The organism is Pseudomonas sp. FG86, assembly GCF_057808775.1.
On the sequence record NZ_JBMDIS010000075.1, the window covers coordinates 1 to 15,268 of the forward strand.

Consider the following 15,268-nt stretch of genomic DNA (forward strand, 5'->3'; position numbering starts at 1 on the left):
GGCAACGCCGGCAGCGGTACGACCGACTCCAACAACTACACCATCGATACCGCGCAGCCGACCGCGACCATCGTCGTTGCCGACCCGGCGCTGAACATCGGCGGCACGTCCCTGGTCACTATCACGTTCAGCGAAGCGGTCAGCGGCTTCACCAACGCCGACCTGAGCGTCGCCAACGGTACGTTGAGCGCGGTGAGCAGCAACGACGGCGGTATCACCTGGACGGCGACTTTCACGCCGACCAGCAACGTCACCGACGCCACCAACCTCATCACGCTGAACAACACGGGCGTCAACGACCTGGCCGGTAACGTCGGTACGGGCACCACCGATTCGAACAACTACGCCATCGATACCCAGCGCCCAACCGCCACCCTTGTGGTTACCGATTCAGCCCTCGGCATCGGCCAGACCTCACTGGTGACCATCACCTTCAGCGAGGCGGTCACCGGCTTTACCAATGCCGACCTGACGATTGCCAACGGCACATTGAGCGCGGTGAGCAGCAACGATGGTGGCATCACCTGGACCGCGACGCTGACCCCCGTGAACGGGGTGACTCATGCAAACAACGTCATCACCCTGGATAACACCGGCGTCACCGATTTGGCGGGCAATGCCGGCAGCGGTACGACCGACTCGAACAACTACGCCGTCGACAGCCAGCGGCCGACCGCGACCATCGTGCTCGCTGATACGGCGTTGGTCGCCGGTGAAACGTCGCTGGTGACCATCACTTTCAGCGAGGCGGTCACCGGTTTCACCAACAGTGACCTGAACGTGCCCAATGGCACCCTCACGGCGGTGAGCAGTGCCGATGGGGGTGTGACCTGGACCGCCACCTTTACTCCGACCGCTGGTATCAAGGACACCACCAACCTGATCACCCTGAACAACACGGGCATCGCCGACCTGGCAGGTAACGTCGGCACCGGCACCACCAACTCGGTCAATTTCACCGTCGACACCGTACGCCCAACCGCGACCATCGTGGTGGCGGACAATGCGTTAAATATCGGCGAGACCTCATTGGTCACCATCACGTTCAGCGAAGCGGTCAGCGGTTTCACCAACGCCGACCTGACGATTGCCAACGGCACCTTGACGACTGTGAGCAGCAGCGACGGCGGTGTTACCTGGACGGCGACTTTCACGCCGACCAGCGACGTCACCGACGCCACCAACCTGATTACCCTCGACAACAGCGGCGTTCAGAACGGCTCGGGCAATACCGGCAGCGGCAGCACCGATTCCAACAACTACGCCATCGATACCCAGCGGCCGACGGCAACCATAGTCGTTACCAACGACAGCCTGAACATCGGTGCCACTTCGCTGGTGACCATCACCTTCAGCGAGGCCGTCACCGGGTTTGATCTTTCGGACCTGAGTGTCGCCAATGCCGTGCTGTCCAACCTGGCGAGCAATGATGGCGGCAAAACCTGGACCGCGACCCTGACGCCGACCGCCGCCATCACCGATGCGACCAACCTGATCGTGCTGGATGCCGGCCAGGTTAACGACACGGCGGGTAACGTTGGCACCGGCATCGCGATCTCGAATAACTACGCGATCGATGGCGAGCGCCCTACCGCGACCATCAGTATCGCCAACCCGAACTTGACCGTCGGCCAGACGACTACCGTGACGTTCACCTTCAGCGAGAAAGTCAGCGGCTTTAATCTGGATGCCCTGAGCGTGGCCAACGGCAGCTTGTCCAACCTGGTCACCGGTGACGGTGGCAAGACCTGGACTGCGACCTTGACGCCAACGGCCAACCTCAATGACCCGAGCAACTTCATCACCCTCGATAACCGCCTGGTGAATGACCTGTCGGGCAACGCGGGCAGCGGCTATGCCAACTCCAACAACTATGCGATCAACACGGTAGCGCTGACCGGCGACCCATTGTTCCGCGTCACCGATCCGGCACCGCCTCAAGGCGCACCGAACCCACCCTTGCAACCGATCGTGTTTGGCCGGCCGACGGGCGTCCTCGGTTTACCCATCGGCTTCCCGCCGTTGTTCGAGCAACGTGAGTTGGGGGCGGGCTTGCCGCCGGTGGGCAGCATCTTTCTGCGCAACGGTGCCTTGGCTCCCAGCTATATCGCCCAAGTATTCGGCACCGATAGGGCCGGTGACAGCAGCGCCAGCGGCTTTTTGGGCTTGGGCGGCGGCGATGGCGGGGTGTTTGGTTCAAGCACCTTGTCGAGCCTGTTCAATCGCGAAACCCACGGTGACGATAGCCCCCTCAAGGCGTCCGACAACCAATCGATCAAAGGCCCGGGCGATCCGGTCCAGGGGGCGCGCGGCATGTTTGGCGCGCCGAGCCTCGGCCAGCAATTGCAGCAGCTCAAAGACACAGAACAGCGCCAAGTGATGGACCTGGCGCACGCACTGCAACAAGTCGGCATCAGCGAAATGCAGGCTTGAACACACTTAACTCCAGGCGTAGTAACAGGGGCATTACAAGGATGAAGACACGTCATAAGTTGTTCGGTGCCAGCGTGCTGGCGCTGGCGATCAGCGGTTGTGCAGTCACCAGCGAACCGATTGAGCGCAGTGTCAGCGAGCAGCGAGCCCGCAACGACCTGCACGGCATGTACAAGGATCAGGAGCCGTTGAGCGGCGCGTTGACGCTGCACCAGGCCATGGCCCGCGCCGTCAAATACAACCTCGAAGGTCGTTTGAAGGTGATGGAGGAGGCCCTGGCCAAACGCCAATCGGATCTCTCCAGCTTCGACATGCTGCCGCGCATGGCCTTGTCCGCAGGCTATGCCGGACGCAATAACACCAACGCTTCCAGCAGCCAGAGCGTGCTCACCGGTACCCAGTCCCTGGAACCGTCGACCTCCCAGGACCGCGATCGTCGCGTGGCGGACCTGACCATGGTGTGGAACGTACTCGACTTTGGTGTCAGCTACATCAGCGCCAAGCAGCAAGGTGACCAGCGCCTGATCATCCAGGAACGTCGGCGCAAGGTCATCAACACCATCGTCCAGGACGTGCGCTCGGCCTATTGGCGAGCCGTGGCGGCCGAGCGCTTGCTGACCCAGATCGATAGCCTGATGGCGCGGGTCGACAAAGCCCAGGTCGATAGCCAAAGCATGAGCGAGCAGCGCATCGGCGACCCGGTCCAGGCCCTTGGCTACCAACGCTCGCTGATCGAAGCCACACGCCAATTACAGGAACAGCGCCGTGCCTTGTCCCTGGCCAAGACCGAGCTGGCGACCCTGATCAACTTGCCCATGGGGACTGAGTTGAGGCTGGCCACGCCGGACGACTACACCGTGCCCCAGCTCAAGGTCAACCTGGCCAGCCTGGAACAGGAAGCCCTGGCCAATCGGCCGGAATTGCGCGAGCAGGATTACCAGAGCCGCATCAGCGCCGCCGAAACCCGCAAGGCCATGTTGCGCCTGCTGCCGGGCCTGGAGTTCTCCGCCGGTGGCCACTACGACAGCAACTCGTTCCTGGTGGACAATCGCTGGGCCGACTACGGCGCCAAAATCACCTGGAACCTGTTTAACGTGATGTCCGCGCCCGCCGCCATCGACGTGGCCAAGGCCGGTGAAGAAGTCGCCACCGCAAGGCGCCAGGCCATGTCTATCGCGGTGCTGGCGCAGATCTATGTGGCCAACGCCAACTTCCAGGACGCCGTGCGCCAGTTCAAGACCAGCGAGCAACTGGCCAATATTGACGGGCAAATCCTCACCCAGCTGCGCAATCGACACGAAGCGGCTGGCCTGGGCGAACTCGACCTGATCCAGGGCGAGCTCAGTACCTTGCAAGCCGACCTGCGCCGCGACCTGGCTTACGCCGACCTGCGCAACGCCTACGGCCAGATCTTCGCCAGCGCCGGTCTCGACCCGCTGCCGGAGCAACTGGACTCCGACCGCGTGCAAAGCATCGCCACCGCCCTGGCCAGCCGTGAATCGGCCTGGGCCGCCGGCAACATCAGCGCACCGGTGCCGCGTGCCGTCGCCCAATAACCTGGTGGCGCCCACGGCGAGCATCACCCGCCGTCAACGCGAGGCGCGCAATGGCCATCGGGGTGTGGCGATCCTGCTCACCGGCCTGCCCGCCTCGGGCAAGTCGACCCTGGCCCAGGGCCTCCAGGCCGCGTTCTTCGAACAAGGCCGCCAGAGCATCGTGCTCGACGGCGACGCCTTGCGCGTCGGGCTCAACAAAGACCTGGGCTTTGCCGACGGCGACCGTCTGGAAAACATCCGCCGCGCCAGCGAACTGGCGGCGCTGCTGGTGGACAACGGGCAAATCGTGATCCTGGCGATGATTGCGCCTCTGGTGCAATTGCGTGCGGTCCTCGCCCAACGCTTGGGGGCCGATTATCGGGAAGTGTGGTGCAGTGCCTCGCTGGCGGTTTGTGAGCGGCGCGACCCCAAAGGTCATTACGCACGCGCCCGCAGAGGTGAGCTACCGGGGTTTACCGGCATTGGTTCGCCCTACGAGCCACCGCCCCACGCTTCGCTGGTACTGGACACCGGCGTGCTGTCGACACAACAGAGCGTCGAACGGTTGTTGGCCTGGCTGGCGCCTGAACTAGACTCTGGGGAATTGTCTTCTTAGGAGCCCGCCATGGAATCGCCTGTGCACAGCTTGCCGTCACTGTTCAAACAGCTTGGGCTGGCCGATGACCGGGTCAGTATCGAACAGTTTGTGGCGGCTCATTCACCGCTTAAGCCGGAGCTGCATCTGGCGGATGCGTTTTTTTGGACGGACAGCCAGAGAGCGTTTTTGCGCGATGAAATCTGCGAGGACGCGGATTGGGCGGAAGTGGTGGATGAGTTGAATCTGATGTTGCGGAGTGGGCGAGGGGGGTAAAAAAATCTTTTGAAAGTTGTCTGAAGCCGACACCGATCCAAATGTGGGAGGGGGGCAATCCCCCTCCCACATGGCTTATGCGATTGCTGAACATCCAACCCTCCCACCACCTATCCGCTAAATTGTTTCAAAACTTGACGCAATTTGATCTCTCCGCCATATTGATAGTTAGCAAACTAACAGTATGCGAACTATCCAGTGCCTCAATCCCTCGAACAACTCCAGATGAACCTCAGCAGCAGCATGGTGGTGGGCGCCCGTAACTGGCGCAAAATCTGCCAGAACACGCTGGTGAGCTACGGTATTTCAGAAGCCTGCGCCGTGCCGTTGCTGATGATCGGTCGCCTGGGCGATGGTGTGCACCAAGTGAAAGTCGCCCAGGCGTCAGGGATGGAAAGCCCGTCGCTGGTGCGCCTGCTCGATCAGTTGTGCAGCAGCGGCTATGTGTGCCGCACCGAAGACGTCCACGATCGCCGTGCCAAGGCCCTGAGCCTGACCGAGCGCGGTCGCGAGCTGGTGCAGGCGGTGGAGGTGCAACTGGTGCGCCTGCGGCGCGAAGTGCTGGCCGAGATTGCCCCTGCGGACATGGAGGCTGCGTTGCGTGTACTGCGTGCTTTTGAAGCGGCCCATCAACACCCTGCCGGTGTGACATCTTGAGCGGTTTTTTCACCGGCCTGCCGCCGGCGAAGGACTGGTTCTACGGCGTACGCACTTTCGCGGCGTCGATGATCGCGCTGTACATCGCCATGCTCATGCAAATGCCGCGTCCCTATTGGGCAATGGCCACGGTGTATATCGTCTCCAGCCCGTTTGTCGGCCCCACCAGTTCCAAGGCGCTTTACCGTGCCATTGGTACCTTCATGGGCGCGGCGGCGGCGGTGGTGTTCGTGCCGATGTTCGTACAGTCACCCTACCTGCTGGTGGTGGTGATTGCCTTGTGGACGGGCACCTTGTTGTTTCTCTCCATGCACCTGCGTACCGCCAACAACTACGCGCTGATGCTGGCCGGCTACACCTTGCCGCTGATCGCCCTGCCGGTGGTGGATAACCCGCTCGCGGTGTGGGACGTGGCTGAAGCGCGCACCGAGGAAATATTCCTCGGCATCGCGGTCGCCGCGGTGGTCGGCGCGATGTTCTGGCCCCGGCGCCTGATGCCGGTGTTCGATGGCTCGGTCGCCAAGTGGTTCAGCGATGCGCAGGTCTACAGCCAGCGCTTTCTCACCCGCAACATAACGCCGGAAGAAGTCAGCACTTTGCGCGGTGGCATGGTCGCCACCTTCAACACCCTCGAATTGATGATCGGCCAGTTGCCCCATGAAGGCGCTCGGCCGCAGACGGTACGCAACACCAAGGAACTGCGCGGGCGGATGATTCATCTGCTGCCGGTGGTGGATGCGCTCGACGATGCGCTGTACGCCATCGAGCACCGAGCGCCGGAGTTTCTCGCCGCGCTCGCGCCGTTGCTGGAGGCGACGGAACAATGGTTGCAAAGTACCACCGAGTCCTCGCCGTTGGACCGCTGGCGCGCCCTGCGCGACCAGGTCGACGCCCTGCAACCCCACGGTGAAGCGCTGGACGACCGCCATACGCTGCTGTTTTCCAACGCCCTGTACCGCCTGGGCGAGTGGATCGACCTGTGGCAAGACTGTCGCAGCCTGCAAGCGGCCATCCAGTGTGAAAGCCAGGACACCTGGCGCGCCGTCTACCGCCACTGGCGCCTGGGCCGGCTGACGCCATTCCTCGACCGTGGGCTGATGCTCTATTCGGCGTTCTCCACTGTGACCGCGATCATCGTCGCCTCGGTGCTGTGGATACTGCTGGGCTGGACCGACGGCGGCAGTGCGGTGATCCTGGCCGCCGTCGCCTGCAGCTTCTTCGCCTCGATGGACGACCCGGCACCGCAGATCTACCGGTTCTTTTTCTGGACCGCCATGTCGGTGCTGTTCGCCAGCCTGTACCTGTTCCTGGTGTTGCCCAACCTGCACGATTTCCCGATGCTGGTGCTGGCGTTCGCCGTGCCCTTTATCTGCATCGGCACACTCACGGTACAGCCACGTTTTTACCTGGGCATGCTGTTGACGCTGGTGAATACCTCATCGTTCATCAGTATCCAGGGTGCCTACGACGCGGACTTCCTCAACTTCGCCAACGTCAACCTGGCCGGGCCCGTGGGCCTGCTGTTCGCCTTTGTGTGGACCCTGGTTTCGCGGCCCTTCGGCGCCGAACTGGCGGCCAAGCGCCTGACCCGTTTCAGTTGGAACGACATCGTTGGCATGACCGAGCCCTCGACCCTGAACGAGCAACGTTACCTGGCCGCGCAAATGCTCGACCGCCTGATGCAGCACCTGCCGCGCCTGGCCATCATCGGCCAGGACACTGGCATCGCCCTGCGTGATCTGCGCGTGGCGCTGAACCTGCTCGACCTGCTGGCCTATTCGCCGCGCATCCTCGGCGTGCCTCGGGTGCTGCTCAACCAGGTGGTGGATGGCGTCGGTGGTTACTTCAAGGCCTGCCTCAAGGCGGGTGAACGCTTGCCCGCGCCCAGCGGTCTGCTGATGACCCTCGACCGCACACGTCGAGCCCTCAACGGGCAAGGCCTGCAAGACGAAGACGACACCCGCCTGCATCTGTTGCATGCACTGGCTGGCCTGCGCCTGGCGCTGTTGCCCGGCGTGGAATTTATTGGCGGCACGGAGATGGAAGCGCCGTTGCCCGATGGAGCGCCTCTATGATCGGTGATCTGGATATCAGCGGGGTGTTCCTGCCCACGTTGCTGGTGCTGATGGGCATTGCCTACGTGTTGTTCCTGGTGGTGCACGGGTTGCTGACGCGCATTCACTTTTATCGCCTGGTCTGGCACCGGGCATTATTCAATGTGGGGCTCTACGCGCTGTTGCTGGGCGCGGTGGACTCACTCAGTCGATACCTGATGACATGAAAAAACCTTTTTTGACCATCGGCCGTGTAGTCCTGACGTTATTGATCGTGACCTTTGCGGTCGTCGTCGTGTGGCGCATGGTCATGTACTACATGTTTGCCCCCTGGACCCGTGACGGCCACATCCGTGCCGACATCGTGCAGATCGCCCCGGACGTGTCCGGGCTGATCCAGCGGGTCGACGTGCGTGACAACCAGTTGGTCAGCAAAGGCCAGGTGCTGTTCGCCGTCGACCAGGACCGTTTCAAGCTGGCGCTGCGCCAGGCCCAGGCTGCCGTGGCCGACCGCCAGGAAACCCTGGCCCAGGCCCAGCGCGAGTACAAGCGTAACCGGGGCCTGGGCAACCTGGTGCCCAGCGAGCAGCTGGAAGAAAGCCAGTCCCGTGTCGCCCGTGCCCAATCGGCCCTGGCCGAGGCGCAAGTCACGGTGGATTCGGCCCAACTCAACCTCGACCGCTCGGTGATCCGCAGCCCGGTCGACGGCTACGTCAACGACCGCGCGCCGCGTACCCAGGAGTTTGTCACCGCCGGCCGCCCGGTGTTGTCGGTGGTGGACAGTAACTCGTTCCATATCGACGGCTATTTCGAAGAGACCAAGCTCGACGGTATCCACGTCGGCATGGGCGTCGACATCCGCGTGATCGGCGATAACGCGCGCCTGCACGGCCACGTGCAGAGCATTGTTGCCGGGATCGAGGACCGAGACCGCAGCAGCGGCTCCAACCTGCTGCCTAACGTCAACCCGGCATTCAGCTGGGTGCGCCTGGCCCAGCGGATTCCGGTGCGTATTGCGTTCGATGACGTGCCGGCGGACTTCCGCATGATCGCCGGGCGCACGGCGACGGTGTCGATCATCGGCGACAAGCCCGCGGCCAAGGCGCAGCAGGGAGAACAACCATGAAACCGGCGGCGTTGTTGGCCACCGTGGGGCTGGGTGTATTGCTGTCGGCGTGCCAGGTGGTCGGCCCGGATTACCAACTGCCGGACAAGGCCGCCATCAACCGTGGTGACCTGCAAGGGCAACTGTTGGGGGAGGGCAACAACGTGGTGTCGGCGCCGGTGCCGGCGGACTGGTGGAAGCTGTACCAAGACCCGCGCCTGGATGAGTTGGTGCGCCAGGCCATGGCCTCCAACACCGACTTGCGCGTGGCTGCCGCCAACCTGCAGCGTTCGCGTTATCAGACCCAACAGGCTGAGTCCGCTGGCGGCTGGAGTGCCGGCGCCAAGGCCGAGGTGCAGCGCCTGCAGGAATCCGGCGAAGCGTTTTTACAGGCAGACAAAGTGCCGGTGGATAACATCGGCAGCGTAGGCATTACCACCTCGTATCAATTCGATCTGTTCGGCACCTTGCAACGTGGCATCGAAAGCGCCCAGGCCAGCGCCGATGCGGCCCAGGCCGCCGTGGATATTGCGCGCATCACCCTGGTGGCCGATGTGGTGCGCTCCTACACCCAGGTCTGCGCGGCCAACGAAGAGCTGGCGATTGCCAACGAGTCCCTGGACCTGCAAGCCCAGAGCACCCAGCTGACCCAACGCCTGCGCGACGCGGGCCGTGGCGATGAAACCCAGGTCACCCGTTCGCAAACCGAGTACAAATCCTTGCGCGCCGACATGCCGCGCTACGAAGCGGCGCGCCAGGCCGGGCTGTTCCGCCTGTCGATGCTGCTGGCCAAGCCCGTGGACCAACTGCCGGCGGGTACCGGCACCTGCGCCCAGCTGCCGCACATCGCTCAATTGTTACCGGTGGGCGATGGTGCGGCACTGCTTAAGCGTCGCCCCGACGTGCGCCAGGCCGAACGCCAACTGGCCGCCGCCACCGCGCGTATCGGTGTGGCCACCGGCGCGTTGTACCCGGACATCGCCATCGGCGCCACGGTGGGCACCGTGGGCCTGCTCGACAACCTCGGCCAGCCCGCGACCAACCGCTGGGGCTTCGGCCCGATGATCAGCTGGACGGTGCCGACCAACGGCGCCCGTGCGCGCATCCACGAGGCCGAAGCCGCGACCCAGGGCGCCCTGGCGCATTTCGACGGCGTGGTGCTCAACGCCATCCGTGAAACCCAGACCGGCCTGGCGCAATACACCGCCGTCTTGCAGCGGCGCGAGGCGTTGGCTGACGCCGAGCACTCTGCCCAAGAGGCTGCGGACCAGACCCACCGGTTCTTCAAGGCCGGCCGCGAATCGTTCCTCGCCGACCTGCAAGCCACCCGCACCTACACCGCGATGCGCGCGCAACTGGCGGCGGCGAACACCCAGGTTGCCATGAGCCAGATCGATCTGTTCCTGGCCCTGGGCGGCGGCTGGGAAAGCGGACGAACGCAAGCCTCACAGGCCAGCAAACCCTGAGCGAATGACTATGCTTTGTCAGGTGGAGCGCGGTGACGCTCCCCTGACACTGCTCGCGTTTGCTCATGGGGATTCCAATAATGAAAAACCCTTATGCTCCCGCTTTCTGGTGCGTGCTTTTCGCACTGGTGTTGTTATCGGCCGCGTATTTCTACGGCGTCATGCTCGCCCATCAACTCGACAAGGCCATGGTGTTTCTCGACAGTGCCTGCCTGGTCATCGGCACCTTGTCCATCGGCGTGGTGGCCTGGGCGTCCTACCAGAACCAACGAGTGAAGAAAAAACTCCTCGAACAGGGTAAGACCCGGGTTGCAATCTGGGACACCAAGGTCGCCCTGCGCCGTGTCGAAACCGTGTTCGACCGCTATTTCTGGGGCAGCTACTGGCAGCCCGGGCGTACTTTCCAGGAAGTCATGGGGGACCTCACCGGCACGCCTCTGGAAAAAAGCCTCGAAATCCTGAAAAAACAATGTGTGCTGCTCGACCGGCAGGTAGACGAGGGTAGGCACTGGCTGAATAACGCGCGGGAATTGTCCGATGTCGCCACGCAGATGGCCCGTGAGCGCTACCAATTGGACTTCTGCGACCCCAAGACCGACACCCCCGGCAATGCAGTCATACACCGCGAGTTTGAGGTGCTGGTGTACACCTGGACGGCGCGTCTGAAGAGTTTTGATCACCAGTTGGATGAAATCGAGTTGGAGTACTCGTGAACCAAGTGCCGACCTTACCCCTCTGAAAAGCTGGGCCGTTCGCGGCCGCCAGTGCTAATCTTCCCCCCGCTTTTCGGCGGGCTTGAGCCAACCTCACTCGGGGTTCAAGGAAGACAGCCCACTTCTCACAGGATTTGATCAGGTCACTTCATGAATAAGCCAGCAGTCGTTCTTTTGGGTTTTGTGGTCGCCGTTGGCGTCGTCAGTGCAGGCGGCGCCTGGTACACCGGTAAACAGTTGGAGCCGGTGCTGCAAACGGCGGTGCAGGACGCCAACAAGGAACTGCAGCGCTCCATGGCTGGCGTCGACGGCACCGTGGCCCTGGAGCTGGTGTCCCTGGAGCGTGGCGTGTTCAGCAGCACCGCGCACTACCGCCTGAAGGGCCAAGGCTCGGTGTTTGGCGAAGAAAACCCCAACCCCGAATTGCTCTTCGTCGACCATATCGAACACGGCCCGCTGCCGATCTCGCGCCTGGTCACGCTCAAATGGCTGCCGGTCATGGCCACCAGTCACTACGAACTGGAAAAGAACGCCACCACCGAGAAATGGTTCGCCGCCGCCAAAGACGTGTCGCCGCTTAAAGGCGTGGCCAATATCGGCTATAGCCGCTCGGTCAACGGCAACATCGAATTGCTGCCCCTGGCGTTCAAGGACGACAAGTCTTCGGTGAGCTTCTCGGGCGCCAACATGAACTTCGACAGCACCGCCGAAGGCCAGAAGGTCAAGGCCGACGGCTTCATGAACAGCCTCAAAATCGCAGCGGTCGATGCCAAGGGTGACGCCTTCGAGGCCGAACTGGCTGGCCTGACCATCGCCAGCAACCTGGAAAAATCCACCTTTGGCTTCTACACCGGGCAAAACACCGTTGAGCTGACCGACAGCAAGTTCACCTTCGGCCCGCAGAAAGCCGTGCTGACCGTCAAAGGCTTCGAGCAGAAAGACTCCAGCGAAACCAAGGACAACAACCTGGCCGGTCGTGTCGACTACAAGATCGACGAGATCGGTTACCAGGGCAAACCCGTGGGCTCGGCGGCCATGGCCCTGAGCATGAAGAATGTCGACATCCCGGCCATGCTGGTGCTGACCAAGCTTTACCAGGACAAGATGCAGCCGGTGCAAGCCGCTGCCGCCGCGGGCCAACCCACACCTGAGCTGCAACTGAGCGAAGCCGAGCAGGCCCTGGCCGAGGCGAACGTCAACCAGGTACTGGCCGCCAAGCCCCATCTCGCGTTGGAAAACCTGTCCCTGAAAACCACCCATGGCGAAAGCAAATTCAACCTGGTGCTGGACCTGGCCAAGCCTACGTCCATGGAGCTGCCACCGGTTGAGCTGGGCAAGCAGATGGTCTCGCAGCTGGATGCCAACCTGACCTTGTCCAAGCCGATGATCGCCGACGTTTCCGCGTTGCAGGCGCAGTTGGGTGGCGTGACCGATCCTCAAGCCATCGAGCAGCAATCCCAGATGGCGTCCGAGATGGTCAGCGGCATGGCGGTTGGCACTCAGCTCGCCACCCTGGTAGGCAGCGACGTGGTGTCCAAGCTGCACTACGCCAACAATGAAGTGACCTTCAACGGCCAGAAAATGACCGTCGAGCAATTCATCGGGTTTGTGATGGCAAAAGTTGGCGCGATGAGCGGCGCGCAGTAAGTATTTTTTACACCAGCCTGAAATAAATAGTGTGGGAGTGGGAGTGCCCGCGGCAGGGAGTCAAACAGCCGGCGTAGATGCCGGTTGATACCTCCTTTTCGCAGGTAAGTCCGCTCCCACATTCACATTTACGCCGGGCATGGCAATTCTGAACAATTGTTCTGAATTGACCTTTTTCGTACGCACCTCGGCGATAGTTGCGACAGGAAAGCTAGGCCGGGTCATAAGACGCCGACAACCTGAAGCAAATCGCTCAGGACCACCTATCGTTAAAGCTTTCCGTGTGTAAGGAAGCTCACGATATGTTGCGAAACCTCCCTCTCAGTGCATCAGGCCGGTTGCGACTGCTCATCGGGGTCGCCTTGTGCAGCCAATTGCTGATGCCCGCCTTCGCCATGGCCGATCCGGCCTATGACGCCCTGATCATCCAGGCGCGCAACGGCAACTTCAGCCCCGCCCTCACCCAGCTGCGCCAATTGTCCGCCGAGCGCCAGACGCCGGGCCAGGTCAGCGACCACCTGGTGATCGCCGGTTGGGCCGGCCAGGACGCCGAAGTGCTGCAGGTGTACGAGGCTCAGGGGCAACATCGCAACCTGACCACCCAGGCACTCGCCACCGTCGCCCGCACTTATCGCAACCAGCGGCAGTGGGCACGGGCCGAAGCGGTGTATCGCCAAGCGCTGCTGCGTGAACCGAACAATATCGACCTGCAACTGGGCCTGGCCCTGGCCCAGGCCGACGGCGGCCAAGCCAGTGAGGCCGTGCAACGCATCCGCGCGCTGGTGGCCGCCAAACCCGACGACCCCACCCGACGCATGGCCCTGGGTTACGCGTTGGCTCGCGCGGGGCTGAATTACGACGCGTTGTTTGAGTTCGACCAGGCTTTTATCCGCGCCGGCGACAAACCTGACGTCGCCCGCGAGTACATCGTCGCCCTGCAAAAGGCCCGTCTGCCTGAACCCGCCTTGCGCCTGTCGGCCCAACGCCCCGGCCTGCTCGACGCGGTAACCCAGCGTCGCCTGGAGGGCGACCTTGCCGCTGAACGCGTGCGCATGGCCGAGTTCGCCACTCGCTCCGAACAAGAGCGCTACGTCATCGCAGACCGTGCGCTCCAGGACTACGACAAGCTGCTCACGCGCTGGACCCCTGACCCCACTGCCCACGACGACGTGGTGCGCTGGCGCATCGACCGCCTGGGCGCACTCAAGGCGCGGGCACGCACCGCCGAGGCAATTCGCGAATACGAAACCCTTAAAGGCGAAGGCGTGCAATTGCCGACCTACGCCGTGCGTTGGGTGGCCGCCTCTTACCTTGACCAGCGCCAGCCGGAAAAGGCCGAGCCGCTGTATCGCCAGGCGCTGGCCGCGCCGGATGCTGACCCTGCCGACCGTGTCGAAGACAGTACGGCGCTGTTCTATGCCCTGGTGGAAAGCGACAGAGCGCTGGATGCGCGTGAAGTCGCCGACAATCTGGCCAAGAGCGAGAACCCCCGTGAAGAACTCAAGGGCTTGCCCATCGGCAACCCCAACGACAGCTGGATGGACGCGCAGCAACTGGCGGCCCAGGCGGGCACCTACAGCAATGATCTGCCTGGCAGCGAAGCCGGCCTTGAAGCGCTGGTGCGAAAAGCCCCGGGCAACGTCAGCCTTCAACTGGCCCAAGCCAATATGTACCGGGCCCGGGATTGGCCGCGCCGGTCCGAGAGTTCCCTCAAGGAAACCGAAGCCCAGGCGCCGCGAGATATCAGCCTGGAAGTGTCCCAGGCCTATACCGCCATGGACCTGCAAGAGTGGCGGCAGATGGATGTGCTGACCGATGACGTGCTGGCCCGCAACCCGGACAGCCGCCAGGTGCAACGCCTCAGCCGCCTGCGGGACGTGCACGACATGGCTGAGCTGCGGGTCGAGGCCTACACCGGGAAAAGCTATGGCGGCGGCAACAACCAAGACGCCGGCGCGGTGTCCGGCAGCCGTGACTGGGGCATTGAAAGTGTGATCTACACCCCGCCCATCGACGAAGACTGGCGCCTGTTCGCCGGCGCCGGCTATGCCACCGCCGACTTCAGCGAAGGCACCGGCCAGCACCGTTGGCAGCGCGTGGGGGTAGAGCGGCGTACCCGTGACATGACCATCGAAGCCGAGGTCTCCAACCATTCCTACGGCGATGGTTCCAAACAAGGCGCCGCGATCTCGATTGCCCGCGACATCAACGACAATTGGCAATACGGCGGCAGCCTCGGCTACCTGCTGAGCACCACGCCGTTGCGCGCATTGAATGACGGGGTCACGGCCAATGGCGGCAGCGGGTTTATCCGCTGGCGCGCCAACGAAAGCCGCGAATGGAAACTGACCCTCAGCCCGTCCCATTTCAGCGACGGCAACGACCGGGTCGAAGCCTTGCTCAGCGGCCGCGAAGGCCTCTACAGCTCGCCAAAAGTGCAAGTGGACCTGGGCCTGGAAGTCGGCGCCAGCCGCAACAGCAAGGAAGACACGGTGTACTTCAACCCGAAGTCGGATTTCACCGTGTTGCCCGTCCTCAACATCAACCATGTGCTCTATCACCGCTACGAGACCCAGTGGAGTCAGCAGTTCCAGGTCGGTGCGGGTACGTATAGCCAGCGGGATTATTCCACCGGTGGCATCGGTCTGGTGGGCTATGGCCAACGCTTTCGCTGGAACGATGTCCTGGAAGCCGGCGCCAACCTGAGCCTGATCAGCCGCCCTTACGACGGTGAGCGCGAACGCGATCTGCGCCTGCTCGTCGACCTCACTTACCGTTTCTAGAAGA

Annotated in this window: 12 protein-coding genes; all 12 read left to right on the plus strand. The window is 62.7% G+C overall.

The window, feature by feature from the left end:
• Nucleotides 1-2,433 (plus strand): Ig-like domain-containing protein (locus ACODSV_RS28915; RefSeq protein WP_489078377.1); only part of this gene is annotated, 2,433 nt, incomplete at its 5' end.
• A 41-nt stretch (nt 2,434-2,474) separates the two neighbouring features.
• Nucleotides 2,475-3,989 carry a TolC family protein gene (locus ACODSV_RS28920; protein WP_150053823.1) on the plus strand — a complete coding sequence of 505 codons (1,515 nt, stop codon included), beginning with the start codon at nt 2,475-2,477 and terminating at the stop codon, nt 3,987-3,989.
• Nucleotides 3,973-4,584: an adenylyl-sulfate kinase gene (gene cysC, locus ACODSV_RS28925; protein ID WP_150053822.1), complete on the plus strand. Its 612-nt coding sequence runs from the start codon at nt 3,973-3,975 to the stop codon at nt 4,582-4,584. The genes ACODSV_RS28920 and cysC overlap by 17 nt, the downstream gene beginning before the upstream one ends.
• Nucleotides 4,585-4,593: 9 nt before the next feature.
• Entirely contained in the window at nt 4,594-4,839 is a 246-nt protein-coding gene (locus tag ACODSV_RS28930) for a DUF2789 domain-containing protein (RefSeq protein ID WP_024072687.1), read from the plus strand.
• Between the two features lie 225 nt (nt 4,840-5,064).
• Nucleotides 5,065-5,496 carry a MarR family winged helix-turn-helix transcriptional regulator gene (locus ACODSV_RS28935; RefSeq protein ID WP_024072688.1) on the plus strand — a complete coding sequence of 144 codons (432 nt, stop codon included), beginning with the start codon at nt 5,065-5,067 and terminating at the stop codon, nt 5,494-5,496.
• Nucleotides 5,493-7,571: an FUSC family protein gene (locus tag ACODSV_RS28940; RefSeq protein ID WP_150095501.1), complete on the plus strand. Its 2,079-nt coding sequence runs from the start codon at nt 5,493-5,495 to the stop codon at nt 7,569-7,571. The genes ACODSV_RS28935 and ACODSV_RS28940 overlap by 4 nt, the downstream gene beginning before the upstream one ends.
• Nucleotides 7,568-7,777: a DUF1656 domain-containing protein gene (locus ACODSV_RS28945; RefSeq protein WP_150053821.1), complete on the plus strand. Its 210-nt coding sequence runs from the start codon at nt 7,568-7,570 to the stop codon at nt 7,775-7,777. Before ACODSV_RS28940 ends, ACODSV_RS28945 begins: the two co-directional genes overlap by 4 nt.
• Nucleotides 7,774-8,676, plus strand: a complete 903-nt coding sequence (locus ACODSV_RS28950) for an efflux RND transporter periplasmic adaptor subunit (RefSeq protein ID WP_024072690.1) — start codon at nt 7,774-7,776, stop codon at nt 8,674-8,676. The genes ACODSV_RS28945 and ACODSV_RS28950 overlap by 4 nt, the downstream gene beginning before the upstream one ends.
• Entirely contained in the window at nt 8,673-10,121 is a 1,449-nt protein-coding gene (locus tag ACODSV_RS28955) for an efflux transporter outer membrane subunit (RefSeq protein ID WP_150053820.1), read from the plus strand. The genes ACODSV_RS28950 and ACODSV_RS28955 overlap by 4 nt, the downstream gene beginning before the upstream one ends.
• An 80-nt stretch (nt 10,122-10,201) precedes the next feature.
• Nucleotides 10,202-10,834 carry an NADH:ubiquinone oxidoreductase subunit N gene (locus tag ACODSV_RS28960; protein ID WP_150053819.1) on the plus strand — a complete coding sequence of 211 codons (633 nt, stop codon included), beginning with the start codon at nt 10,202-10,204 and terminating at the stop codon, nt 10,832-10,834.
• Nucleotides 10,835-10,984: 150 nt separating this feature from the next.
• On the plus strand, nt 10,985-12,481 hold the full coding sequence (locus tag ACODSV_RS28965) for a YdgA family protein (protein ID WP_150095500.1): 1,497 nt from the start codon (nt 10,985-10,987) through the stop codon (nt 12,479-12,481).
• A 302-nt stretch (nt 12,482-12,783) separates the two neighbouring features.
• The gene (pgaA, locus tag ACODSV_RS28970) at nt 12,784-15,264 is read left to right on the plus strand and encodes a poly-beta-1,6 N-acetyl-D-glucosamine export porin PgaA (protein WP_454843089.1); all 2,481 of its coding nucleotides are present in this window, start codon (nt 12,784-12,786) and stop codon (nt 15,262-15,264) included.
• Nucleotides 15,265-15,268: the final 4 nt, after the last annotated feature.